Source organism: Streptomyces sp. NPDC056296 (assembly GCF_042268605.1).
Classification (GTDB): domain Bacteria; phylum Actinomycetota; class Actinomycetes; order Streptomycetales; family Streptomycetaceae; genus Streptomyces.
This window is the reverse complement of record NZ_JBHJRX010000037.1, coordinates 68,042-94,918: the sequence shown is the minus strand read 5'-3', so window position 1 is coordinate 94,918 and position 26,877 is coordinate 68,042. Positions and strand designations below refer to the sequence as shown.

At 72.5% G+C, this 26,877-nt stretch carries 9 protein-coding genes; all 9 read right to left on the bottom strand.

The window, feature by feature from the left end:
- Nucleotides 1–40: 40 nt before the first annotated feature.
- Nucleotides 41–1,825, bottom strand: coding sequence for a BTAD domain-containing putative transcriptional regulator (locus ACFCZF_RS25950; RefSeq protein ID WP_376673687.1), 1,785 nt, complete (start codon nucleotides 1,823–1,825; stop codon nucleotides 41–43).
- 205 nt (nucleotides 1,826–2,030) lie between these two features.
- A complete protein-coding gene (locus ACFCZF_RS25945) occupies nucleotides 2,031–4,874 on the bottom strand; it encodes an amino acid adenylation domain-containing protein (RefSeq protein WP_376673686.1) in 2,844 nt (947 codons plus the stop codon).
- Nucleotides 4,871–15,835, bottom strand: coding sequence for an amino acid adenylation domain-containing protein (locus ACFCZF_RS25940; protein ID WP_376673685.1), 10,965 nt, complete (start codon nucleotides 15,833–15,835; stop codon nucleotides 4,871–4,873). The genes ACFCZF_RS25945 and ACFCZF_RS25940 overlap by 4 nt, the downstream gene beginning before the upstream one ends.
- A gap of 59 nt (nucleotides 15,836–15,894) precedes the next feature.
- Nucleotides 15,895–16,110 (bottom strand): MbtH family protein, encoded by a 216-nt coding sequence (locus ACFCZF_RS25935; protein ID WP_375924818.1) that lies wholly within the window; start codon nucleotides 16,108–16,110, stop codon nucleotides 15,895–15,897.
- Nucleotides 16,111–16,339: 229 nt separating this feature from the next.
- Entirely contained in the window at nucleotides 16,340–18,829 is a 2,490-nt protein-coding gene (locus ACFCZF_RS25930; RefSeq protein ID WP_376673684.1) for an ABC transporter permease, read from the bottom strand.
- Nucleotides 18,826–19,614: an ABC transporter ATP-binding protein gene (locus ACFCZF_RS25925; protein WP_376673683.1), complete on the bottom strand. Its 789-nt coding sequence runs from the start codon at nucleotides 19,612–19,614 to the stop codon at nucleotides 18,826–18,828. Before ACFCZF_RS25925 ends, ACFCZF_RS25930 begins: the two co-directional genes overlap by 4 nt.
- Nucleotides 19,607–21,007, bottom strand: a complete 1,401-nt coding sequence (locus ACFCZF_RS25920; protein ID WP_219189042.1) for an MFS transporter — start codon at nucleotides 21,005–21,007, stop codon at nucleotides 19,607–19,609. The genes ACFCZF_RS25925 and ACFCZF_RS25920 overlap by 8 nt, the downstream gene beginning before the upstream one ends.
- Nucleotides 21,004–21,921, bottom strand: a complete 918-nt coding sequence (locus ACFCZF_RS25915) for an ornithine carbamoyltransferase (protein WP_376673682.1) — start codon at nucleotides 21,919–21,921, stop codon at nucleotides 21,004–21,006. Before ACFCZF_RS25915 ends, ACFCZF_RS25920 begins: the two co-directional genes overlap by 4 nt.
- A gap of 22 nt (nucleotides 21,922–21,943) precedes the next feature.
- Entirely contained in the window at nucleotides 21,944–26,812 is a 4,869-nt protein-coding gene (locus ACFCZF_RS25910; RefSeq protein WP_376673681.1) for an amino acid adenylation domain-containing protein, read from the bottom strand.
- Nucleotides 26,813–26,877: the final 65 nt, after the last annotated feature.

The window sequence follows — 26,877 nt, the reverse complement described above, 5'->3', positions numbered from 1 at the left end:
CCCGAGCAGTGCTCGGGCGGGGCCGCTGCCAGGCCCTGGTTCACCGGGCGGCCGGCGACCTCGTGCCGGTGCGGGGCGCGGCCGGCAGGCCGGCGGCGAAGAGCACCACCAGTTCGTGGAAACGGTAGAAGGGCCGCCCCATCAGATCGACGCCGCACAGGTCGAGCAGTGCACCGTCCACGAGCTGCTCCAGCCACTGTTCCGCGGTCGCCTCCGTCGTGCCCAGCACCCCGGCCGCCCGATGCGCGGGGAAGGGCTCGGCGCCCATGTCGGCCAGCCTCACCAGGACCGACCGCGCGGACGACGGCAGGGCGTACAGCGACGCCAGCAGGGCCGCGCCGACGTCCATGCCGCCGTAGGAGAGTTCCCGCAGCCGGTTCTCCGGGGCCGCCATGCGCTGGGCGAGGCGGGCCACGGGCCAGAACGGGCGGGCGAGGAGACGGCTCCCGGCGATGCGCAGCGCCAGCGGCAGTCCGCCGCAGTGGCCGAGCAGTTCCTGCGTGGCGTCGGGCTCCGCGGCCAGCCGGGCCCGGCCCGTGACGTCGGCCAGCAGGTCGAGGGAGGCGGAGGCGGCGAGCGGCGCGAGTGCCGTGGTGCGGGCGTCGATGACCTGGGTGAGTCTGGTCCGGCCGGTGATCAGCACCGCGACGCCCTGGAGGCCCGCCAGCAACGGGGCGAGCAGCCTGCCCTCGGCCGCGCCGTCCAGCACCACCAGCAGTTGACGGCCCGCGGTGCGGGCGCGGAGCAGCCGCACGAGGTCCTCGCACCGCCTGCTTCCGCCCGGCCCGCCCGGGTCCGGTGCCGGCGCGTCACTCTCCTCGAGCGGCTCCCCGAGGTCGCGCAGCAGCGCGGCGAGGACGTCATCCGGCCGGCGGGGACGGCCGTTCGCCTCCGACAGCTCGGCCAGGAGCCGGCCGTCGGGGAAGTCCCCGGCCGCCGCGTGCGCGACGTGCACGGCCAGGGCGGTCTTGCCGACGCCGGCCATGCCGGTGATCAGGAGGCGGCGCGGGCCCCGTCCGGCGACCGACTCCGCCAGCTGGGTGCGCAGCGTCCGGATCTCCGCGTCCCGGCCGGCGAGCTGCCCGGCCGACGGCGGCAGCGTGCAGGGGGCGACGGGATCGGCCGGCTCTTCCCGCGCGGGCCGGGTGTCGCCGCCGGGGCCCGGCCCCCGGGTGCCCTTGAGGACGGCCGCGTAGGTCGCGCCGAGCGCCTCGCCGGGGTCGATGCCGAGCTGGTCGGCGAGGAGGCCGCGGCCCTCGTAGTAGCTCTGCAGGGCGTCGCTCTGTCGGCCGCTGCGGTAGAGGGCGGTCATCAGCTGGGTCCGGAGCTTCTCGCGCAGCGGGTGCTGGGCGACGAGGCCGGTGAGTTCGGCGGTGAGCTGCTCGTGCCGGCCCAGCGCGAGGTCGGCCTCGATGCGGTTCTCCAGGGTGTGCATCCGGGCCTCCTCCAGCTGCGGCAGCTCCGCGTCGGCGAGGTGCTCGGTGACGTTGGCGAGGGCGGTGCCGCGCCAGTGCCCGAGGGCCTCGGCGAGCAACGCCCCCGCCTCCTGGTGGCGGCGCTGCGCCAGCGCCGCCCGACCGAGCCGGTCCAGCCGCTCGAACTCCAGCAGGTCCACGGCGCTGTTGGGGGCCTGGAGCCGATAGCCGGGCGGTCTGCGCTCGATGCGCACCTCGTCGCCGAGGAGCTTGCGCAGCCGCGACATGTACGTGTAGATCTGGGCGCCGGACGTGGCCGGCGGTTCCCAGCCCCACAGCAGGAAGTTGAGTCTGCTGTCCGACACGACACGGCCCTTTGCGAGCAGCAGGGCCGCCAGTACTGTGTGCACCTTGGATCCGGAGAGCGGAATGTGTAGTCCGCCCCTGTGTGCTTCCACTGGGCCGAGGACTCGGAAGTCCATGCGACATCCCCCGTCTTGCATGTGCGGTCGATGTATCGCCACGAAGCTATGCGGGAGCCCTATTCTCGTGTTATCCGTTCGGTAACACCACGGCACGCGACCGGAAAGTCCGGGAACGGACGGTCGCCACCGGTCAGTCGTCGTCGACCGTCAGCTCACGGCCCAGCGACGCGGCGACCGCCTTGTGCACGTGTTTGCCGCCCTCGCCGTTGGTCAGCACGACGCAGCCGCTGCCGGAGCGCAGCCGCAGCGAGACCAGCGCGCGGAACCCGGCGGTCTGCCCGCCGTGGCCGAACTCCGCCTCTCCCAGGGACCCGTCGACGACCGTGCCCAGGCCGTAGAAGCTGCCGGGGAACGCCTCGGTGAGCATCTGCGTGGCGAGCGCGGCCGGCAGCAGGTCGGAGCAGCCCAGGTGGGCCTGGCGGATCTCCGCGGCCAGCTGGGCGAGGTCGGCGGCGGTGGACCACAGCCCGCTGCCGGCCCGTACCGGCCGCACCCGGAAGCCGTCGAGCAGCGGCCGGCCGTGCTGGTCGTGCCCCGCCGCCCAGTCGTCCCGGGCGGAGAGCCCGTCGGCGGGCGGCGCGAAAGAGCTGTCCGCCATGGCGAGCGGTGCGAAGACCAGCTCCTCCGCCAGGTCGGCGAAGTCCTGCCCGGTGATGTCGGACAGGAGCCGTTCGGCCAGCGCCCAGTGGCTGCCGGCCTTGCGGAACAGCGTGCCCGGTTCGTGCTCGGCGCTCACCTCGTCGAGCACGGTGTCGAGCTTCGGCATCGGCTCGCCGGGCCGCCACCAGGTGGCCGCTGCGCTGGAGAAGCCCGCCGTGTTCGACAGCAGGTGGCGCAGGGTCACGGTGGCTCCGCCGACGGTGCGGGGCACTCGCCGCCCGCTCAGATACCGGTCCAGGTCCGTGTCGAGATCGAGTTCGCCGCGGGCGACGAGACGCAGGGCGGCGAACGCGGTGACCTGCTTGCTGACGGACCCTGCCTGGAAGCGGGTGCGCAGCGTCACCGGGAGCCCGGTCTCCGCGGACCGCTCCCCGTACACCTGCACACCCACCAGGTGCCCGTCCCGCAGCAGGGCCACAGCGGCGCCCGGCACCCGGTGCGCGGCCATGGTCCGGGTCAGGTCGACGGGCCCGCCCGCCGTGGCCGGCGACGTCATGGACGACTCCTCGCCTTCTCGTGTCTCGTCCGCCCCGGACCCCTCGGCCGGAGCGCCGTCCAGGGCCCGCGCCAGGTCCTCCACGGTCTCGCTGTCCAGCAGCATCCGCAGGGTCAGGCCGAGCCCGGCCCGCCGCGCGTCGGCCATCACGTGCACGATCCGCATGGAGTCGGCGCCCAGGTCCTGCAGCCGGTCCCGTACGCCGACGTCGGTCACGCCCAGCACCCGCGCGCAGATCTCCACCAGGTGCCGCTCGGTGGCGTTGCGGGGCGCCACGTAGGCGCGGTCCCCGGCGAGCGCGGCACGGCCGGGGACGGGCAGTGCTGCCCGGTCGACCTTGCCGGCCGGATTCAGCGGCAGCGCCGGCAGGGGGACCACGGCCGCGGGCACCATGTACGCGGGCAGGGCGGCGGCCAGCCGGTCCCGCAGCACCGCCGGGTCCGGCTCCGCGCCGTCCGTCCCGACCACGTACGCCGCCAGCCACTTCTCGCCCTGGTCGTCGTCGCGGGCCACCACGGCGGCGTCGTGTACGTCCGGTCCGTCGCGCAGCACCTCCTCGATCTCGCCGAGCTCGATGCGGAAACCACGGATCTTGACCTGGGTGTCGACGCGCCCGAGACACTCCAGTTGCCCGTCGGACCGGAACCTGGCCAGGTCCCCGGTGCGGTACATGCGGGAGCCGGGCGGACCGCCGTACGGCTCCGGCAGGAACCGTTCCGCCGTGAGTCCCGGTCGGCTCACGTAGCCGCGGGCCACCCCGGCGCCCGCGATGTACAGCTCGCCGGTCACCCCGATGGGCACCGGCCGCAGCCCCGAGTCGAGCACGTAGGCCCGGTAGTTGGGCAGCGGCCGGCCGATCGGAACCGACTCCGCGTCCGGCGCCAGGTCGGTGCCGGTGCACCAGACAGTGGCCTCCGTGGGCCCGTACAGGTTGCTCAGCCGGTCGACACGGCCCACGAGCTGCCGTGCAAGCCCGGGCGGGCACTCCTCTCCGGTGGTGACCGCGACGACCGGCAGCCGGTCCATCCCCGCGGCCAGCAGCAGTTTCCAGCCGGCCGGGGTGGCCTGCACATGGGTGATCCCCGCGCTCTCCACCAGCCGCAGCTGCGCCACCGGGTCGTGGGCCTGCGTGTCGTCGGCGAGCACCACCCGGCCGCCGGTGACCAGGGGGAGGTACAGCTCGGCGGTCGACACGTCGAAGGCGAGCGAGGTGATGGCCAGCCAGCGGTGCTCCGGCCCCGAACGGTGCCATCGCCGCATCGAGAACAACATGTTCAGCAGCGCGTACTGGCCGACCTGCACGCCCTTGGGGCGCCCCGTGGAGCCGGAGGTGAACAGGGTGTACGCCAGCCGGTGGGTGCGCGCGGGATCGTCCGGATCGCGGTCGGCGGACCGGTCGGGCGGCGTTGCGGGACAGGCCGCGATCCGCTCGCGCTCCGCGTCCAGGTCGACGGTCCCGCCCTCCTGCCCGGGGCCGAGCAGTGCGGCGCTCCCGCCGTGCGTCACCGTCAGCCGCGCTCCCGCCGTCTCGCGCATGTAGCGCAGCCGCTCGGCGGGGAGCGCGATGTCCAAAGGCAGATGCGATCCGCCCGCCTTCCAGATGCCGAGCAGTGCCGGCAGGGTGTCGGGGCTCCGCCGCAGCAGCACCCCGACCACCGACTCGGGTCCCACCCCGGCCTCCCGCAGCCGGTGGGCGATCCGGTTGGCCCGCTCGTCGAGCTGCCGGTAGGTGACGGTGTGCCCGCCCACCTGAACGGCGACGGCATCGGGGGTGGCCGTGGCCTGCTCCTCGATCACCTCGTGGACGTAGCGTCTCATCCCCACTCCACCTCGGTGTCGTTGAAGTCGTCCAGTACCTGGGCCAGTTCCGTGACGGACAGCAGCGAGGCGCGCACGTCGCCGTCCGGGTCGGTGGCCATGGCGTCCAGTACCGCCCGGTACATCCCCGCCACTCGCTCGGCGTTCGCCCGGTCGAGACCGGTGCTCACCGCGCGCAGCACCAGCCGGCCGGGCACATTGGCCACGGACAGCGTGAACTCGTTCGAGCTGTCGCCCGCGCCGGCCTGCACGTCGACCGCGCTGCCGGCGGTCTGGTGGAAGTCCTGGTAGCGGTACATCACGTCGAACAACCGCCTCCCGCCAGCCAGTTGCTGCACGGCGGGCAGCGGATACCGCCGGTGCGGATACACCTCGGCCTCCCGGTCGAAGACCTGGCGCACCAGCTCCCGCCAGGTGCGTGCGGACCGGTCGTGCGCGAAGGGCAGCGTGTTCAGGTACATGCCGAACACCCGTTCGCTGCCTGGCGCCTCGGGGCGGGCGCTGTAGACCACCCCGGTGTGGAAGGCGTCCTCGCCGGTGACGGTGGCGAGCACCCTCAGATGGGTGGCGAGCAGGACCGCCTTGAACGAGGTGTCGGTGGACCGGGCCAGCTCGCGCAGCGCCGGCTCGATGTCGCGGAAGTCCACGGACAGCTTGAAGTCCTCCCGCGCAGCGCCGTTCCCCGCGCCCCACTCCTGCGGCAGTCGGCACGGCGCGTACTCGTCGACCACGCCCTGCCAGTACGAGCGGTCCTCGTCGGAGGCGAGGGACCACTGCTCGGCGGCGACGAAGTCGGCGTAACGTACGGCCACCGGCTCCGGTTCACCGGGCGCTTCGCCGGCCGCGTACGCCTGGTACAGGTCGAGGACCTCCCGCAGCAGCGACTGCTGGCTCCAGCCCTCCGTGATGGCGTGGCAGTGGGTGAAGCCCAGGTGCCACGCCTCGTCCGACTCGACCAACGCGGCGAACCGCAGCAGTGGCGGCCGGTCCAGGTCGAACAGCGCGGCCCGCTCGGCGGCGATGTGCTCCTGCCGTGCCGCGGTGAACCCCTCGGCGTCCGTGCCGCGCAGGTCCCGCACCACGATCCGCGGTTCGGCGACCGGATGCACCAGCTGCAACGGCACCGAGAAGCCCTCCAGATCGAAGGAGGTCCGCAGCATCTCGTGCCGCTCCACAACGGTACGCGCCGCGTGACGCAGGGCCTCGGCGTCGAAGGGACGGCCGTCGTTGATCCGGAAGGTCGCCGTGTTGTGGTACTTGTGCAGGCCGTCGTCGGCGAGCATTTCGACCAGCATGCCGAGCTGCACCTTGGCGACCGGGTAGGCGTCGACGGTTCCGTCGGGGAGGCGTTCGCGGTCTTCGTCGGCGATGAGGGCGAACGGTTCTACCGGCTGGTGGGTGTCGGTGGTGTCGCCGTTGTTGGTGAGGGTGGCGGCGAGGTTGGCGACCGTGCGGTGTTGGAAGACGTCGCGTACGGCGGCTTCGAAGCCTTCGGTGCGTAGGGCGCCGACCAGGGCGATGGCCTTGATGGAGTGTCCGCCGAGGTCGAAGAAGTTGTCCTCGACACCGATCCGTTCGACGCCGAGTACCTTGCTCCAGATGGCGGCGATGCGTTCTTCGGCGGGGGTGCGGGGGGCGACGTAGGTGTCGGTCGTGGTGTCGTCGGGTTCGGGGAGGGCGCGGCGGTCGAGTTTGCCGTTGGGGGTGAGGGGGATCGCGTCCATCTGTATGTAGAGGGACGGGATCATGTATTCGGGGAGGGCGTCGGTCAGGTCGGGGGTTTCGCCGACGATGTAGGCGATCAGCTTCTGGTCGCCCTCGGAGACGGTGACTGCGGCGTCGGTGATGCCGGGCTGGGTGATGAGGGCGGCTCGTACTTCGCCGAGTTCGATGCGGTAGCCGCGTATTTTGACCTGGTCGTCGATGCGGCCGAGGAATTCGACGGCTCCATCCGTACGCCAGCGGGTGAGGTCTCCGGTGCGGTATATCCGGCTGCCTGCCGGGCCGTGCGGGTCGGGCAGGAAGCGGCTCGCGGTGCGGGCCGGGTCTCCGGCATAGCCGCGGGCCACGCCCTTGCCGCCTACGAACAGCTCGCCGACCGCGCCCACCGGCACTGGGCGGAGGTGGGTGTCCAGGATGTGCATGGTCATGTTGGGCAGGGGGCGGCCGATGGGTACGACGCCGTCGAAGGTGTCCGTGAGTGGGAAGACGCAGGTGCCGACGGTGGTTTCGGTGGGCCCGTATTCGTTGAGGACCTTGCCGTCGCCGAGGCTCTGGCGCCAGCGTTCGACGAGGGCGCCGGGGAGTGCTTCGCCGGCGACGACGATCTTGCCGGCGAGTGTGGTGATCTCGTCGTCCGTGAGTTGGCTCGAGAGGATTTCGAGGTGGCCGGGGGTGAGCTTGATGAAGGAGAAGGGTGCCGTCTTGGTCAAGGCTGAGCCGAGGTCGGTGAGTTCGCCGTTGTGGAGCCAGGTGCGTTGTCCGGTGGCGAGGGGTGCCCACAGGTTGGGGACGACGAGGTCGAAGGCGACGGACGAGAAGACGGGGGCGCCTCCGGTGCCGGCCGGGGTCAGTTCGCGTACGGCCCAGTCGATGTGGTTGAGCAGGTTGCGGTGGGTGACCTGGACGCCCTTGGGGCGGCCCGTCGAGCCGGAGGTGAACACGGTGTAGGCGACCGTGTCCAGGTCCATGGCGGTTGCGGGTGCGGTGTCCGGCAGGTGGGTCAGGTCCTCGTCCGCTCGTACGACGGGTACGTCGAAGCGGTCGGCGTAGGCGGCGGAGGTGACGGCCGTCTGCACGCCGGCGTCTGCGACCATGTCGGCGATCCGGCCGGTCGGGAGTACGGGGTCCATGGGGACGTAGCCGGCTCCCGCGCGCCAGACCGCCAGCAGTGCCACGATCAGGTCGGTCGACCGGTCCAGCAGGACCGCCACCGACGACTCGGGTCCCACGCCGGCTTCACGCAGCCGGTGGGCGAGACGATTCGCGCGGGCGTCCAGCTCCGCGTACGACACCGTCTCACCGTCCGACTCGACGGCCACCGCGTCCGGGTGCCGCTCGACCTGCTCGGCGATCAACTCCGGCACGGACCGCTGCGGTACCGGCAGCGTGGAGTCGTTCCAGGCGGTCAGTACTCGTTCGCGTTCGCCGGCCGGCAGGAAGGTCTCGCGGGCGTCGCCGTCCACGTCGGCGGCCATGGACTCCAGCACCGCCCGGTACATCGCCGCCAGCCGGTCCACCGCCGCCCGGCCGAGTACGGCCGGGTCCGCGGTGAGCAGCAGTCCGCTACCTCGGGCGGCGACGGCCAGGCCGAACTCGGTGGCGCCCTCGCCGTCTCCGGAGTCCGCGTCGACGAGCTCGCTGTCGGCCTGGGCGTCGGAGAGATCGAGGTAGCTGAAGCGGACGTCGAGAAGGCGCGTACCGTCGCCCAGCTCCCGCTGCATCACCGGCATGGGGAAGCGGCGGTGCGGCCACAGCTCGGTCTCCCGGTCGAAGACCTGGTGGATGAGTTCGGCCCAGGTGCGGGCACCGCGCCGGTGGGCGAAGGGCACCGTGTTGAGGTACATGCCGTAGACCCGCTCGGCGCCCTCGATCTCGGGCCGGCCGCTGGAGACGAGGCCGGTGCAGAAGGAGTCCTCGGCCGTGAGCTGGCTCATCACCTTGAGGTGCGCCGCGTGCAGGACCGCCTTGAGCGAGGTGCTCGTGGTACGTGCGGCGGACTGCAGCGCCGTGGTGAGGTCGGCGAGCGGCACCTTCACGGTCACCGCCCGGTCGGCGGGCTCGGCGTCGCCCCAGCCGGCCGGCAGCTCGAACTTGGCGTGGTCGGCGAGGAGGCCCCGCCAGTAGGAGCGGTCCTCCTCGGAGTCGAGGGACGCCTGCTCCGCCGCGACGAAGTCCGCGTACCGGACGCCGGGCACCGTGACCTCGCGCAATTCCTCGCCGACGCGCAGGCGCAGGTAGCCCTCGACGATGTCGCTGAGGAGGGTGCGGTGGCTCCAGCCCTCCGTGATCGGGTGGCAGACGCTGACCGACAGCCACCATGCCTCGTCGGACTCGACCAGTGCCGAGACGCGGAGCAGCGGGGCCCGGTCGAGCTGGAAGGCGGTGGCCCGCTCGGTGATTATGTGGGCCCGGCGCGCCTCGGCCTGCTGCTCGAAGCTCTTGCCACGTAGGTCGAGCACGGTGACGGGGAGTTCCGCCGTCGCATGGATCAGCTGCAGGGGAACCGAGAAAGCGTCGAGGTCGAAGGACGCCCTCAGCATCTCGTGCCGCTCCACAACGGAACGTCCGGCGCGGCGGAGGGCGTCCACGTCGAACGGACGGCCGTCCTTGATCCGGAACGTCGTCGTGTTGTGGTACTTGTTCCGCCCGTCGTCGGCGAGCATTTCGACCAGCATGCCGAGCTGCACCTGTGCCAACGGGTAGGCGTCGATGATTCCGTCGGGGAGGCGTTCGCGGTCTTCGTCGGCGATGAGGGCGAACGGTTCTACCGGCTGGTGGGTGTCGGTGGTGTCGCCGTTGTTGGTGAGGGTGGCGGCGAGGTTGGCGACCGTGCGGTGTTGGAAGACGTCGCGTACGGCGGCTTCGAAGCCTTCGGTGCGTAGGGCGCCGACCAGGGCGATGGCCTTGATGGAGTGTCCGCCGAGGTCGAAGAAGTTGTCCTCGACACCGATCCGTTCGACGCCGAGTACCTTGCTCCAGATGGCGGCGATGCGTTCTTCGGCGGGGGTGCGGGGGGCGACGTAGGTGTCGGTGGCGGTGTCGTCGGGGGTGGGCAGGGCGCGGCGGTCGAGTTTGCCGTTGGCGGTCAGCGGGATCGCGTCCATTTGTACGAAGACGGACGGGATCATGTACTCGGGCAGGGCGTCGGTCAGGTCGGGAACCTCGCCGACGATGTAGGCGATCAGCTTCTGGTCGGCCTCGGAGACGATGACTGCGGCGTCGGTGATGCCGGGCTGGGCGACGAGTGCGGCTCGTACTTCGCCGAGTTCGATGCGGTAGCCGCGGATCTTGACCTGGTCGTCGATGCGGCCGAGGAACTCGACGGCTCCGTCGTGGCGCCAGCGGGCGAGGTCTCCGGTGCGGTACATCCGGCTGCCCGCCGGACCGTAGACGTCCGGGACGAACTTGGCGGCGGTGCGAGCCGGGTCTCCCACGTAGCCGCGGGCCACGCCGGCCCCACCGACGAAGAGTTCGCCCACCGCGCCGACGGGGACGGGCTGGAGGTGGGCGTCCAGGACGCGCATAGTCATGTTGGGCAGCGGGCGGCCGATGGGTACGACGCCGTCGAATGCCTCTAGGAGTGGGTAGACGCAGGTGCCGACGGTGGTCTCGGTGGGCCCGTACTCGTTGAGGACCGCTCCGTCGCCGAGGCTCTGGCGCCAGCGTTCGACGAGGGCGCCGGGGAGTGCTTCACCGGCCACGACGACCTTGCCGGCCAGCGTGGAGATCTCGTCGTCACTGACCTGACCCGAGAGGACTTCGAGGTGGCCGGGCGTGAGCTTCATGAAGGAGAAGGGTCCGGCGCCCGTCAGTGCGGAGCCCAGTTCGGTGAGGTCGCCGTCGTAGAGCCAGGTGCGCTGTCCGGCTGCGAGGGGGGCCCACAGGTTGGGGACGACCAGGTCGAAGGCCACCGACGAGAAGACGGGGGCGCCGCCGGTGCCGGCCGAGGTCAGTTCGCGTACGGCCCAGTCGATGTGGTTGAGCAGGTTGCGGTGGGTGACCTGGACGCCCTTGGGGCGGCCTGTCGAGCCGGAGGTGAACACGGTGTAGGCGACCGTGTCCAGGTCCACCGGCACCTCGGGAGACGACTGGGGCAGATGCGAGTTGTCGTCCTCGACCCGCACCACCGGCACCTCGAAGCGGTCGGCGTAGGCGGCGGAGGTGACGGCCGTCTGCACGCCGGCGTCTGCGACCATGTCGGCGATCCGGCCGGTCGGGAGTACGGGGTCCATGGGGACGTAGCCGGCTCCCGCGCGCCAGACCGCCAGCAGTGCCACGATCAGGTCGGTCGACCGGTCCAGCAGGACCGCCACCGACGACTCGGGTCCCACGCCGGCTTCACGCAGCCGGTGGGCGAGACGATTCGCGCGGGCGTCCAGCTCCGCGTACGACATCGCCGTACCGTCCGACTCGACGGCCACCGCGTCCGGGTGCCGCTCGACCTGCTCGGCGATCAACTCCGGCACGGACCGCTGCGGTACCGGCAGCGTGGAGTCGTTCCAGGCGGTCAGTACTCGTTCGCGTTCGCCGGCCGGCAGGAAGGTCTCGCGGGCGTCGCCGTCCACGTCGGCGGCCATGGACTCCAGCACCGCCCGGTACATCGCCGCCAGCCGGTCCACCGCCGCCCGGCCGAAGTGGTGCCGGTGGCCGGTGATCACCATGAAGCCTGCGCGGGTGGAGACGCCGAGCGGGAACTCGGTGGGGCTGTCGTCGATCGTGGCCGGGTAGTCGACGAGGTCCTGGTCGACCTGGCGGAAGTTCTGGTAGCTGAAGCGGACGTTGACGAGACGTTCGCCGCCCGCGAGTTCGCGCTGCATGGCGCCGAGGGGGTAGCGGCGGTGCGGCCAGACCTCGATCTCCTGGTCGAAGACCTCACGCACCAGTTCCCGCCAGGTGCGGGCGCCGCGCCGGTGGGCGAACGGCAGCGGGTTGAGGTACACGCCGTAGACGCGTTCCGCGCCGGCCGCCTCCGGGCGGGCGTTGGTGACGAGGCCGGTGAAGAACGCCTCTTCGGGGGTGAGCTGGCTCATCACCTTGAGGTGCGCGGCGTGCAGGACGCTCTTGATCGGCACCTTGGCCTGCTTGGCGAGGGTGCGCAGGCCTGCCTCCAGGTCGTGGTAGGGGACCCAGGAGCGGTTGAGGCCGCGGGGTGTGGTGGCCGGATCGTCGCCGAGGCCGGAGGGGAGCTCGAAGGGCGTGTGCTCGTCGAGGATGCCCTTCCAGTAGGCGCGGTCCTCCTCGGCGGCGAGGGATTCCAGTTCGGCGGCGACGAAGTCCGCGTACCGGACGTCGGGGGTGTCCGGGTCCGGAACAGGCTCGTCGGCGCGCAGCGCGTGGTAGGTGGTGACGAGTTCCATCAGGAGGGAGTGGTGGCTCCATCCTTCGAGGACGGCGTGGCATTCGGTGAGGGTCAGCCACCAGGAGCCGTCGTCGCAGGCGTGCCCGGTGAAGCGGATCAGCGGGGCGCGGGTGAGGTCGAAGAGCTGGGTGCGCTCCTGGGCCATGTAGGCGCGCAGTGACGCTTCGACGGCGTCGGCGTCCAGTCCGGTGAGGTCCCGTGCGGCGACGGGGGAGGTCACGTCGGCGGCGGGGTGCACGAGCTGGAGCGGGACGGAGTAGCCCTCGACGGCGAAACTGGACCGGAGGATCTCGTGGCGGGCCAGGACGGTGTCGACGGTCCGCTGGAGGACGTCCGGGTCGAGGGGGCGTTCGTCGAGGATCCGGAAGCAGGTGGAATTGTGGTAGTGGTTGCGGCCGTCGTCGGCGAGCATCTCCACGACCATGCCGAGCTGCACCTGGGCCAGCGGGTAGGCGTCCACGAGACCCTCGGGGAGGCGGCCGAGGTCGTCCTCGCCGAGCAGGGCGAAGGGCGCGACGGGTTGCCGGGGGGCGGCGGGCGCGGGGCGGCCGGTGGCGAAGGCGACGAGTTCGCCGGGCGTACGGTGCTCGAAGACGTCGCGGACGGTGACGTCGTACTCGCTGCCCCGCAGGGCGCCGACCAGGGCGACGGCGCGCAGGGAGTCGCCGCCCAGGTCGAAGAAGTTGTCCTCGACGCCTACGGTCTCCACTCCGAGGACGTCACGCCAGACGGCGACCATCTCCTCCTCGGCGGGTGTGCGCGGCGCCACGTGCACGGCGTCGACGCCGAGGGCACTGCGCTCGGGGGCCGGCAGGGCGGCCTGGTCGAGCTTGCCGTTGACGGTGAGCGGGATGCGGCCGACGACGAGGAACGCGGCCGGGATCATGTAGTCGGGCAGCGTGCGGGCGAGCAGGGCGCGCAGCTCGCTGGGCGCGGCGACGGCGTCGCCGGTGGGCACGACGTAGGCGATGAGGCGGCGGTCGCCGGGGGTGTCCTCGCGGGCGACGACCACGGCGTCGCGGACCCGCGGATGCGTGGTGAGCGCGGCCTTGATCTCGCCGAGTTCGATGCGATGACCGCGGATCTTGACCTGGTGGTCGATGCGGCCCAGGTAGTCGAGGCTGCCGTCGGGACGCCGGGAGGCGAGGTCGCCGCTGCGGTAGAGGCGGGTGCCGGGGATGCCGTAGGGGTCGGGCACGAAACGTTCGGCGGTGAGGGCGGGGCGGCCGAGGTACATGAGGGCGACGCCGGGGCCGCCGACGTGGATCTCGCCGGGTACGCCGACGGGCACGAGTTCGCCGTGCGGGCCGAGCAGGTGGACCTGGAGGTCGCGCAGCGGCACGCCGACCGGGTTGCCGGTCTCGGCGTCCAGGTCGGCCTCGGTGACGAGGTGGAACGTGGTGTGGACGCAGGTCTCGGTGATGCCGTACAGGTTGGCGATGGCGGTGACGTCGAGGCCGCGGCGCTCCACCCAGGGGCGCAGGGCGGGGATGTCGAGCCGCTCGCCGCCGAACGAGACCACGCGGACGGCGAGTTCGCCGATCAGGGGGTGGTACTCGGCGGCCAGGGAGACCAGGCTGCGGAAGGCGGACGGGGTCTGGTTGAGGACGGTGACCTTCTGCTCGGCGAGCAGGCGCAGGAAGTCCTCCGGGGACCGGGAGACGTCCGGCGGTACGACGACGAGCCGGCCGCCGTGGGCGAGGGCGCCCCAGATCTCCCACACCGACATGTCGAAGGCGTACGAGTGGAACAGCGTCCACACGTCGTGCTCGTCGAAGCCGAAGTGTTCCTCGGTGGCGGTGAACAGGCGCAGCACGTTGGTGTGGCTGAGGCCGACGCCCTTGGGCCGGCCGGTGGAGCCGGAGGTGTAGATCGTGTAGATCAGGTCGCCGGGGGTGACGCCGGAGTCCGGGTCGTGGCCGGGGGCGGCGGCCAGCGCGGCGGCCTCGGCGGGGTCGTCGAGGACGACGAGCCGGCCCTCGGCGGCGTCGCGCAGGTGGGCGGTGTGCCCGGTGGAGGTGACGACGAGGTCGGCGCCCGCGTCGCGGAGGGTGTAGGCGATGCGGTCGGTGGGGTGCTCGGGGTCCAGCGGCAGGTAGCCGGCACCGGACTTGAGGACGCCGAGCAGGGCGGGCACCAGGTGCGGGCCGCGGTCGAGGGCGACGGCGACGAGGCGGCCGGGGGCGGCGCCGAGGGAGCGCAGGCGGTGGGCGACTCGGTTGGCGCGGGTGTTCAGCTCGGCGTAGGTGAGGCTTTCGGTGCCGCAGACCACGGCGACGGCGTCGGGGGTGGCGGCGGCGTGTTCCTCGACGAGCTGGTGGACGCAGCGGGTGGGCGCGTCGAAGGTGTGGACCTCGGGCAGCAGCACGGCGAGGTCGGCCTCGTCGAGCATGTCCAGGCGGGACAGGGGCCGGTCGGGGTCGGCCGCGGCGGACGACAGGAGCCGTCGCAGGTGCCGGGCGATGCGCTCGACGGTGGCCCGGTCGTAGAGGGCGGTGCTGTACTCCAGGGTGCCGGTGACGGAGCCGTCGTCGGCCTCGCGGAGCTGGAGGGTGAGGTCGAAGCGGGAGACCCGTGAGGTGGCGGTCAGGGGCTCGGTGTCGACGCCGGGCAGGGTGAAGCCGGTGGTGCGTTCGCGGTGCATGGTGAAAGCGACCTGGCACAGCGGGGTGCGGGACATGTCCCGTGCCGGGGCCAGCTCGTCGACGAGCCGGGCGAAGGGGTACTCCTGGTGGTCGAAGGCGTCCAGGACGGTCTCCCGGGCGCCGGTGAGGAGCTGCCGGAAGGTCGGGTCGCCCTGCCACCGGCCGCGCAGGACCAGGGTGTTGATCCCGTAGCCGATGAGCCCTTCCAGCTCGGGCCGGTCGCGGCCGGAGACCACGGTGCCCACGGCGATGTCGTCGCGGCCGGTGTAGCGGGAGAGCAGGCCCTGGTAGCCGGCGAGGAGGGTGTGGAAGAGGGTGGCTCCGTGCTCGGCGCCCAGGTCGCGCAGCGTGCCGGCCAGCGGGGCCGGGAGGTGGACGGGGACCGCGTCCCCGGCGTAGGACCGGGTGGAGGGCCGCCGGCGGTCGGTCGGCACCTCCAGCGGGGTGAGGCCGGCGAGCCGGTCCCGCCAGTGGTCGAGCTGCCGGTCGAGTTCCCCGGAGCCGAGGCGGCGGCGCTGCCAGGCCGCGTAGTCGGCGTACTGCACGGGCAGCGGGGCGAGAGGTGAGGGCTCGTCGCGGCCGAACGCCTCGTAGAGCGCGGCCAGTTCGCCGAGGAACAGCCCCACGGACCACTCGTCGCAGGCCACGTGGTGGAAGACGACGACCAGCAGATGGTCGTCCTCCGCGACGCGGATCAGCCGCGCCCGCAGCGGGGCGCCGTCGGCCAGGTCGAACGGGCGGCCCGGTTCGGCCTCGGCCAGCCGGCGGGCCCGCTCCTCGCGCTCGGCGGGGGTGCCGGTGCCGGTGAGGTCGTCGACGGGGAGGTCGAACCGGCCGGGAGGGTCGATCAGCTGGACCGGATCGGTGCCGTCGAGGGCGTAGCGGGTGCGCAGGATCTCGTGGCGGGCCACCAGCTCCTCGAAGCCCCGGCGCAGCGGCTCGGTGGAGAGCCGGCCGCGCAGCCGCAGCACCACGGGGACGCTGTACTCCCAGCTGTCCGGGTCGAGCCGGCTGAGGAACCACATCTGCTGCTGCCCGTGGGAGAGGGCGAGCGGGCCGTCACGGTCGACGGGGGTGACGGCGGCTCGCCGGCCGCCGCGGCCCCCGGCGAGCCTGGCCCGCACCAGCTCCTCACGCCTGCTGTCCACCGATCCGCCGCCTTCGACCGATCCGCCGCCGTCGGCCGTTCCTCTGCTGTCGACCTGTCCGCCCGTGCGGACTTCGCCCGTGGTCATGCTGAGCGCCCCTCCCGACCTTCGTTCCGTACGACGTGTCTCGTGTGGTGCCTGCGCGGTCAGGCGCCGGCCTGCTCCATGCGCCGGCGCAGACTGGCCGGGCGCAGGTCCGTCCAGACCTCCTCGATCCGCTCCAGGCAGTCCTGCCTGGAGCCCTCGGTGCCCTCGGCCTGCCAGCCGTCCGGCAGTTCCCGGCCCGCGTCCCAGATCGAGTACTGCTCCTCGTCGTTCAGGACGACCCGGTAGGTGCGGTGGTCGGTCTGCTCGTCAGCCATGACGGTGTCCCTTCGGTGGTCGGATGCTCGCCCAGCGTCCGACGCCGACCTATACCGGGGCTCTTATCGGCTCTCTTTTGTCCCGGCGGGCGGAACGGCCAGCCGCGGGAGACAGCACACGGCCCGGTCCCGACGGGGGTTCGGGACCGGGCCGCGTGGTCCGGGACGGTGCGGGGGGAGTACCCGTTCACACCGGCGTGCAAGGTGTGTGCCGGGACGTACGGGTGGCCTACTCGCGGGCCCCGATCAGCTGCACCGCGCGGGCCCGCAGCGCCGCACCGACCGGCAGGACGGTGCCGAGGAGCGCCAGCAGGGTGGAGACCACCGCGACGCCGGTGACGACTGCGTACGGAACGACTATCGGGGCGGTGCCGAAGAGCTGGAACAGGGCTCCCCACAGGCCGGCCAGGTTGACGACGGTCGCGGCCAGCGCCAGCACCACACCGATCGCCGACACGAGGAGGGACTCGGCGACGAAGAACCGCAGCACCTGCCTCGGCGTGGCGCCGGCGGTCCGCAGGACCGCGAGGTCGCGCCGACGGTCCGCGGTGGCCATCAGCAGCGTGTTGAGGATCGCGATGAAGCAGAACATCATGATGATCACCGCGGTGGAGCGCTGCCGGACCTCGTTCAGGTGCCGGGCGTAGGCGGCCTCGGAGGCGACCAGTTCGTCCCGCGTCATGAAGGTCGCGCCGCTGCCCTCGACCGCCTCGCGGACGGCGGCGGTCGCGGCCGCCCGGTCGGTGCCCTCGTCCAGCGTGATGTACGCCCGGCGGGCCAGGCCGTCGCGTGCGAACAGCGCGGTGTCGGCGAACCGTTGAGGCAGGTAGGCCACGTCCTCGCCGCGCAGCGCCTCGTACACGGCGGCCACCTTCAGCTTCTGGGTGCTGCCGTCGGCCATCAGCACGGTCTGGGTGGAGCCGACGTCCATGTGCCACAGGTCGGCGACGGCCATGCTGTTCTCGTCGAGGTCGTCGAGGGAGCCCTCGACGACCTTGAGGTCCATGGTCCGCTTCAGCGCCTCCGGGTCGACGACCAGGCCGTCGTTCTCGTCGTAGCGGTCCTCGTCCTTCCAGTAGACCGTGGTGAGCAGCGGCGCGGCGATCTTCACGCCGGGCACCTCGGCGACCCTGTCGACCACCTCGGTGCTGATGCCGGGGGTGTCGTCGGGGGCGAGGGCGTAGTCGGAGACGATCCGGTTCTGCAGGCCGCTGTCCCGGGCCGCGCCCAGCGAGTCGGTGGCGGCTAGCAGGGAGAACGCGAGTCCGACGGTGAGCAGCACCGGCGCGGCCGTCGCCGCGGTCCGGCGGCGGGCGGTCAGCGCGCTCTCCCGGACCAGCATCGCCGTGGGGCCGTTCGAGCGCCGCCACGGCCACATCAGCAGCCGGGCCAGTGGACCGACGGCGAGCGGGGCGAGGACGGCCGCCGCCAGTACCGGCACCATCAGCGAGACCACGTACACCGTGGGCGAGAGGACCGTCACCGGGGAGCCGGTGGCGATCCAGGCCGTCCAGCCGACGCCGCCGAGCAGGGCCACGGCACCGAGCAGGGCGCGGCCGGGGGTGACGCCCGTGTCGTCCACGGCGGCCTCCCGCAGCGCTTCGACGGGCTGGACGGAGCCGGCCCGGCGGGCCGCCGCGGCCGCACCGCCGACCGACACCAGCAGCCCCACCAGGAAGGCCGCGGTGAGCGGCGCGAGCACGGTCCAGTGCAGGGACGGGGTGACGGTGAACCAGTCCGGCGACACCCCCATGGAGATCAGCATGTCGGCGAGGAGCTGCGCCCCGAACAGGCCGAGGACCGTGCCCGCCGCGGCGGCGAGGCAGCCGATCAGGAGGGCTTCGTTGCGGACCATCTTCCGCACCTGCTTGGGGGTGGCGCCGACCGCGCGGAGCAGGGCGACCTCCCTGCGGCGCTGGACGACCGCGAAGGCGAAGGTGGACGCGACCACGAAGACGGCGGTGGTCCCGGCGACGCTCGCCATCACCGGCACCAGCGTGATCGTGTTGTCCAGGGTCTCGCGGTCCTCGGCCTCGCTGGCGTCTGCCTTGTGCCGGTCCTGGCCGGTGAGGACGTCGGCCCGCTCGCCGACGGCGTCCCGGACCGCGTCCGCGGGGCCGAGTGCCACCAGCGAGTCGATCCGCGGGGAGAGCCGCGCGGCCTCCGCCTCGGAGAAGAAGACGGCGTCCTCGTAGCCGACGGGGTCGACGGTGCCGCTGACGGTGTACGTCCGCACGGTGGACGCCGTCAGCACGGTCACCTCGTCGCCGGTGCGGGCCTGGTCGGAGGGGACCACGATCTGCCCGTCCGACGTCGGCGCGGCACCGTCGGTGAGGCGGTAGCCGCCGAAGCGGGCCACCGGCCAGGGGTGCCCGACCTGGTCCTCGGGGCCGCCGCGCAGCTGCGCGTAGAAGGCGCGGTCGACCACGGTTTCGCCGGTCGCGGCGACGCGGTCGAGCAGTTCGGCGCTCAGGCCGCGGGCCGCCTCGGGGGAGCGGACGCCCAGGTCGTGGTGGGCCGGGTTCCAGCCGTCCGACTGCGGGCGTACGACGGTGCCGGCGCCGGCGAAGCGCTCCACCGGACGGTCGGGCAGGTCGAACGCCGTCGTCACCAGCAGCCCCATGGCCGCGACCTGCGCCACGCCGAGGACCAGGGCGACCACCGTGCCGAGGAAGGAGACCCAGCGCGCCCGCAGGGTCTGGAAGGCCACCCGGATCACGACGACACCCCCAGGTGCGTCATGCGCGCGGCGACGTCCTCGGCGGTCGGCTGGAACAGCTCTCCGACGAGACCGCCGTCGGCGAGGAACAGCACGCGGTCCGCGTAGGCGGCGACGTTCGGGTCGTGGGTGACCATCACGATGGTGGTGGTCACCGGGTGCGCGGTGCCGGGGTCGCCGGGGATGCCCGGGATGCCGGGAGCGCCGTTGCTCGGCCCCGTCAGCGCGCGCAGCATGTCGAGGAGTTCACGTCCCGTGGTCAGGTCGAGGGCCCCGGTCGGTTCGTCCGCGAAGAGCACGGCGGGACGGGCCACCAGGGCGCGCGCGATGGCCACCCGCTGCTGCTGTCCGCCGGACATCTGGCTGGGCCGGCTGCCGGCCTTCTTCTCCAGGCCGACCTGGGCGAGCGCCTGCCGTACCGCGCCGCGCGGGGGCCTGCGTCCCGCCAGCCGCATCGGCAGCGCCACGTTCTGCTCGGCCGTCAGCGAGGGCAGCAGGTTGAAGGACTGGAAGATGAACCCGGTGGAGGCGCGGCGGAGTTCGGTGAGCCGGGTCTCGTTCAGACCCGAGGTGTCCTGCCCGTCGATGAACACCCGGCCCGAGGTGGGCCGGTCGAGCCCGGCCGCGCACTGGAGCAGGGTGGACTTGCCGGACCCCGAGGGCCCCATGATCGCGGTGAAGCTGCCCCGGGGGAAGGACAGACTGGTGTCGCGCAAGGCGCTCACGGCACTGTCGCCGGACCCGTAGGTCTTGGTGAGCGACTCCAGCCGCACTGCGTCATCCATCGGTTCTCCGCGCTTCGTGGTTGAGGGGGTCGGCCGGCGTCCCGTCCGGGACGGAGGCCGGCGCGGGCGCGTCCGGGGCCGGCAGCGCCGCCGGCTCCGGCGGGGAGTGGCCCGCGTCGAGTGGTTCCATGCTGTCCGCGCGGTCCTCGCGGGCCGCGCCGGCCCTGCTGAACACGACGGCGGCCACCAGGGCCAGCACCGCCATCACCGCCGACAGCGCCACGACGGTGTGTCGGCTGCCGACAGCCTCCAGCAGGTACCCCGTACCGAGCGCGCCGAGCGAACTCGCCCCGGACACCAGGAGCATGACGACACTGCCGACCCGCCCCTGCATGTCGTTGGGGGTGATGCGCACCTGGTAAGACATGCCGGAGACCGTAACAGTGGCTCCTATAAACGACGTTATGAAGAACAATGCGCCAAGTGCCGGTGCTTGCCGGAAAAACACCGCTGTGGGCATGACCACGGCCCAGGCGGTGTGCGCGAGGATCATGATCTGCCGCATGGCCAGGCGCCGGTTCAGCCAGCCGCCGGACAGCGCCCCGCACAGCCCGCCCATGCCGCCCGCCGCCATGATCAGGCCGATGGTGCCGGCGGCTCCGCCGTCCTCCCTGATCACCACGGCCACGGTCAGGATCAGCCCCTGGAACACCAGGTTGCTGACCGAGATGATCAACAGCGCGGTCCTGAAGTAGGCCCGCCCCCACACCCACTTGAGCCCTGCCGCGACCTCGGAACGCATCCGGCGCCCGGCACCCGGCCGGCGGGGCGGTTGCCGCTCGCCCCGCAGCTTCACCAGCGTCACCAGCGAACCCACGTAGAGCGCCACGCTGGTCAGGAACGGCACCCACGCCGACAGACCGAACATCGCCCCGCTCGTGGGGTGCCCGACGAAGTTTACGCCGCGGGAGCGGGCCTCGTTGGTGGCCATCGCCGCGCCCAGCTGCCGCGAGGGCACCACGTTGCGCACCATGGCCCGTTCCGACAGCTGGTAGAAGACGGTCATGCTGCTCTGTACGAACGCCACGAGGGCGATGTGCCACACCCACACCGTGTCCCCCAGCAGGGAGACGGCGACCGTCGCCACCGCGACCATCCGCACCACGACGCACGTCATCATGACGCGCCGCCGGTTCAGCCGGTCCACCAGGACCCCGGCCGGCAGCTGCACGAGCAGCGCCGGCAGGAGCCCCGCGAACCCGACGATGCCGGCGGCGCTCTCCGACCTGGTGTGCCAGAGCACCAGCAGCGTGAAGGCCATCCCGGAGCACCGCTCCGCCATCACCGACATCGCCGAGCCGGTCCACAGCAGCCGGAAGTCCCGGTAGCTGCGCAGCGACGGCAGCTTGTGCCTGCCCCCTCCGCCGGGGCGGGCTCCGCGCTTTCGTCTCATGAACGGACGGCCCGGCACCATTCGAGGACCGCCATGGCGCTGTGCAGCTTGTGCGTGGCCTGGGTGAACGCCAGGCTGGCCGGGCCGTCCAGCACCTCCGCGGTGACCTCCTCGCCCCGGTGCGCGGGCAGGTCGTGGAGGAACACCGCGTCCGGGCTGGTCTCCCACAGCGCCCCGGACACCTGGAACGGGGCGAACACGGTCCGCCAGTCCGCGTCCGGCTTGCTGGTGCCGGTGGTCTGCCAGCGGGTGGTGTACACGACGTCGAACCCGGTGGGCAGGGCCGTCATGTCGTGCTGCTCGGACAGTTTCGCCCCGCTGCGCGCCGCTTGCTCGCCGGCGGTGACCAGGACGTCCGCCGCCAGGCCGTACCCGGGCGGGGTGCGCAGTTCCAGCTCGGTGCCCGGGAAGCGGGTCAGGGCAAGCGCCAGCGCGGCGGCACTGTTGTTGCCCTCGCCCACGTACAGCACCCGCAGGCCCTCGACGCGGCCGAAGTGGCAGTGCAGGGTGGTGAGATCGGTGAGCCCCTGCGTCGGGTGCTCCTCCGCGGTCATCGCGTTCACCACCGACATCGGCCCGGCCGCGGCCCAGGAGCGCAGTTCCACCGTCGCGTCCGACGTCCGGGCCACCAGCATGTCCAGCATGCCGGAGAGCACCCGGCCGGTGTCCTCGGTGGTCTCCCCGGTGTTCAGCTGGAGGTCGTCGGGCCCGAAGGTCACCGTCTGCGCGCCGAGCCGCAGCGCCCCCGTGGTGAAGGCGGTACGGGTACGGGTCGAGGTGCGCCGGAAGTAGACGCCGACCACCTCGCCCCGCAGCGGTTCGGTGACCGCCCCGGCGGCGAACTCCGCCCCGCGGGCGACCAGCGTGCGCAGATCGTCGTCGGTCAGATCGGTCAGTGAGATGAGGTGACGCATGCGGACGTCCTTCGCTCTTCGGTCAGTGGGATTCGGCGAGCTGCGCGTCGATCTCGGCCCGGACGCGGTCCTCGATCTCCACGGCGATCTGCGCGATGGTGGGCCGCTCGAAGACGACCCGGATCGGCAGGTCGAGGTCGAAGTCCTGCTGCAACCGCGAGACCAGGCGTACGGCGAGGATGGAATGCCCGCCGATGTCGAAGAAGCCGTCGTGAACGCCGGCGCTCTTGCCGAGCAGATCGGTCCAGATGGCGGCGATGCGTTCTTCGGCGGGGGTGCGGGGGGCGACGTAGGTGTCGGTCGTGGTGTCGTCGGGGTCGGGCAGGGCTCGGCGGTCGAGTTTGCCGTTGGGGGTGAGGGGGATCGCGTCCATCTGTACGTAGAGGGACGGGATCATGTAGTCCGGCAGGGCGTCGGTAAGGTCGGGGGTTTCGCCGACGATGTAGGCGATCAGCTTCTGGTCGCCCTCGGAGACGGTGACTGCGGCGTCGGTGATGCCGGGCTGGGTGATGAGTGCGGCGCGTACTTCGCCGAGTTCGATGCGGTAGCCGCGAACCTTGACCTGGTCGTCGATGCGGCCGAGGAATTCGACGGCTCCATCCGTACGCCAGCGGGCGAGGTCTCCGGTGCGGTACATCCGGCTGCCCGCCGGACCGTACGGGTCGGGAAGGAAGCGGCTCGCGGTGCGGGCCGGGTCTCCGGCATAACCCCGGGCCACACCCGCGCCGCCCACGAAGAGTTCACCGACCGCGCCCACCGGCACCGGGCGGAGGTGGGTGTCCAGGATGTGCATGGTCATGTTGGGCAGGGGGCGGCCGATGGGTACTACGCCGTCGAAGGTGTCCGTGAGTGGGAAGACGCAGGTGCCGACGGTGGTCTCGGTGGGCCCGTATTCGTTGAGGACCGCTCCGTCGCCGAGGCTCTGGCGCCAGCGTTCGACGAGGGCGCCGGGGAGTGCTTCGCCGGCGACGACGATCTTGCCGGCGAGTGTGGTGATCTCGTCGTCCGTGAGTTGGCTCGAGAGGATTTCGAGGTGGCCGGGGGTGAGCTTGATGAAGGAGAAGGGTCCCGTCTTGGTCAAGGCTGAACCGAGGTCGGTGAGTTCGCCGTTGTGGAGCCAGGTGCGTTGTCCGGTGGCGAGGGGGGCCCACAGGTTGGGGACGACGAGGTCGAAGGCGACGGACGAGAAGACGGGTGCGCCGCCGGTGCCGGCCGGGGTCAGTTCGCGTACGGCCCAGTCGATGTGGTTGAGCAGGTTGCGGTGGGTGACCTGGACGCCCTTGGGGCGGCCCGTCGAGCCGGAGGTGAACACGGTGTAGGCGACCGTGTCCAGGTCGACCGGCACTTCGGGGGCCGACTGGGGCAGGTGCGAGTTGTCGTCCTCGACCCGCACCACCGGCACCTCGAAGCGGTCGGCGTAGGCGGCGGAGGTGACCGCCGTCTGCACCTGGGCGTCCGTGACCATGCCGGCGATCCGGCCGGCGGGCAGTACGGGGTCCATGGGGACGTAGCCGGCTCCCGCGCGCCAGACCGCCAGCAGTGCCACGATCAGGTCGGTCGACCGGTCCAGGAGCACCGCCACCGACGACTCGGGTCCCACGCCGGCTTCACGCAGCCGGTGGGCGAGACGATTGGCGCGGACGTCCAGCTCCGCGTACGACATCGCCGTACCGTCCGACTCGACGGCCACCGCGTCCGGGTGCCGCTCGACCTGCTCGGCGATCAACTCCGGCACGGACCGCTGCGCCACCGCCACCCCGGAGTCGTTCCAGAGGCGGAGCAGCCGGTGTTCGTGGACGGTGGTGAGGTCGATCGCGGAGAGCGGGGTGCCGGGGGCGTCGACGACGGCCTGGACGAGACGGACGAAGTGGTCGGCCATGCGCTCCACCGTCGTGTGCTCGAAGAGCGAGGTCGCGTACTCGAAGGCCCCGGTGAGGGACCCGTCCGCGTGTCGCCAGACGAACAGGGTGAGGTCGGTCTTGGCCACCCGCCAGGCTCCCTGGAAGGCGTCCATGAGGACACCGTCGGCGGCCACCATGGTCGCGCCCTCGTCCTGGAGGTCGAAGGCCACCTGGTAGAGCGGGGTGCGGGACAGGTCGCGGACCGGCTGGAGCTCGTCCACCAGCCGCTCGAAGGGCAGCTCCTGGTGGGCGAAGCCGGAGAGCACGGTGTCCTTGGTGCGGGCGAGCAGTTCGGCGAAGGTCGGGTCGCCGGTCAGGTCGCAGCGCAGCACGAGGGAGTTCAGGAAGAAGCCCACGGTGTCCTGGGTCTCCGGGCGCAGCCGGCCGGTCACCGGGCTGCCGACGCCGAAGTCCTCCTGACCGCTGTAGCGGGCGAGCAGCGCCGCGAAGGCGGTGAGCAGGGCGGCGTACGGTGTGGCCCCGTGCTGTCGGCCGATGCCGCTGAGGGCGTCCGCGAGACCGGCGGGCACGGAGAACCGTACGCCCTGGCCGTGTCCGTCGCGGTGGGCCGGGCGGGGCCGGTCCGTGCGCAGCTGGAGTTCGGGCATGCCGCGCAGCGCGGACTTCCAGTAGTCGAGCTCGCGGTCCAGGAGGGTGTCGTCGGAGCGGGCCGCCTGCCAGGCCGCGTAGTCGCCGTATTGCGCGACGGGCGCGGGCAGTTCGTGCGGGCGGTTCTCCGCGGCCGCCGCGCACAGCTCGCGGATCTCCCGCTCCAGTACGACCGTCGACCAGCCGTCGCTGGCGATGTGGTGGACGGTGACGAGCAGGACGGGGCCGCCGAGCGGGACCCGCACCAGCATGGCACGCCACAACGGGCCCCCGGTCAGGTCGAAACCGCGGCGGAACTGTTCGTCGAAGAGCCGTTCCAGCCGAGCCTCGCCGGCGTCCTCGACGCGGAGTTCGACGGGCTGTGCGTCGACGACGACCTGGCGAGGTTCCTCGCCCTGGAGGACGTAGCGGGTGCGCAGGGCCTCGTGGCGCTGCTCCAGGGTGTCGAGGACGGTGCGGACGGTGGCCTCGGTGGTTCCGGCGGGCAGCCGCAGGAACAGCGGCGCGACCCATTCGGGGCTGCCGGGGTGCATGCGGTCCAGGAACCACAGGCGGTGCTGGCCGAAGGAGAGAGGCAGCGGCACGCCGCGGTCGACCGGCACCACCTCGGGCACGGACGGCCGGGACTCCTCGATGAGCCGGGCCTGCGCCTCCACGGTGGACGCGCCGAACAGGCCGCGCAGCTGGACGTCGTCGCCGGACGCCTTGGTGAGGGCGACGGCCAGGCGGGTCAGGACGAGGGAGGATCCGCCCAGGGCGAAGAAGTCGTCGTGCACGCCGACGTTCTCCACTTGGAGGAGCTGCTCCCACACGTCGGCGACGAGCCGTTCCGCGGGGGTGCGGGGTGCCACCGACGCGGCCGTGTCACCGGGCGCGGCGCTCTCGCGGGCCGCCGGGTCGGGCAGGGCGGACCGGTCGACCTTGCCGTTGGCCGTCAGCGGGAAGGCGTCCATGGGCACGAACTGGGCGGGGATCATCGACTCGGGCAGCCGGCGCCGCAGGAAGCCGCGCAGTTCGTCGCGCGGGATGCGGCGGCCCGCCACCAGGTGGGCCACGAGCCGGGTGCCCGTGGCGGCGGTGTACGCCCCGACGACGGCCCCGCGCACGTCGGGGTGGGCGTGGAGGGCGGCCTCGACCTCGGCCGGTTCGATGCGGACGCCGTTGACCTTCACCTGGTGGTCGACGCGGCCCAGATAGGCGAGGCTGCCGTCGGAGCGCCAGCGGGCCAGGTCGCCGGTACGGTACATGCGGCCGCCGTCGCCGCTGTGCGGGTCGGGCAGGAAGCGCTCCGCGGTCTGTGCCGGGCGCCCGGCGTAGCCGCGGGCGAGGCCGGTGCCCGCGGCGTACACCTCGCCGACGACGCCGATGGGCACGGGGTCGAGCTCCTCGTCCAGCACGTAGACGCGCAGTCCGTCGAGGGGACGGCCGATGGGCACGGCCTCCGTGTGGAGCGCCGGGTCGAACTCCTGGGCGGTGACGTCGACGGAGCACTCGGTGGGCCCGTACGTGTTCCACACCGTGGCGCCGGTCGGTTCGCTCAGGCGGCGGCACAGCTCGGCGTCCAGGGCCTCGCCGGCCGAGAACACCATCCGCAGCCCGGTGCACTGGGCCCAGCCGGGTTCCCCGGTGAGCAGCCGCAGCACCGACGGGACGCCCTGCAGCACGGTGACCCGCTGCTCGGCGAGGGTGCGCACCAGCAGCGCCGGGTCGGACTCGGCACCCGGCGGCGCCATCACCACGGTGCCGCCCGCGACGAGCGGCGCGAACAGCTCCAGGGCGGCGGCGTCGAAGGTGAGGACCGTCTTCATGACCATCCGGTCGTCCGCTCCGAGGCCCTGCCGCGTCACCGTCCAGGACACCCGGTTGGCGATGCCGGCGTGCTCCACCAGCACCCCCTTGGGGCGGCCGGTGGAGCCGGACGTGTAGGCGAGGTAGGCGGCGTTCGCGGGGTCGGCGGCGGGCGGTTCGGGGGCGGTGTCCGGCTGGGCGTCGAGGCCGGTCTCCGGGGCGTCCAGGAGCAGTACGACACCTTCGTCCAGCCCTTCGGGTGCCGTGCCGCGTGCCGCCAGGACCAGCCGGGCGCCGCTGTCCTCGACCATCCACGCGGTCCGCTCCGCGGGGTGGGCGGCGTCCAGCGGGACGTACGCGGCGCCCGACTTCCACACACCGAGGAGCACGGCGGGCAGGTCCCGTCGGCGGGGAAGACTGACCGCGACCCGATCCTCCGGGGCGACGCCCCGGTCCCGGAGCAGCCGCGCGACGCGGTTCGCGTGCCGGTCCAGCTGCTCGTACGTCATCTTCCCCTGGGCGTCGTCGACCGCGATGGCGTGGGGGGTACGGGCGGCTTGACGGGAGATCAGTTCGTGCAGCGGGACAGACATCTCTTCTCCAGAGGTGTTGATCAGGTGCGGGTCTGCGGTGCGGGGACGGCCCCTCCGTCAGGACC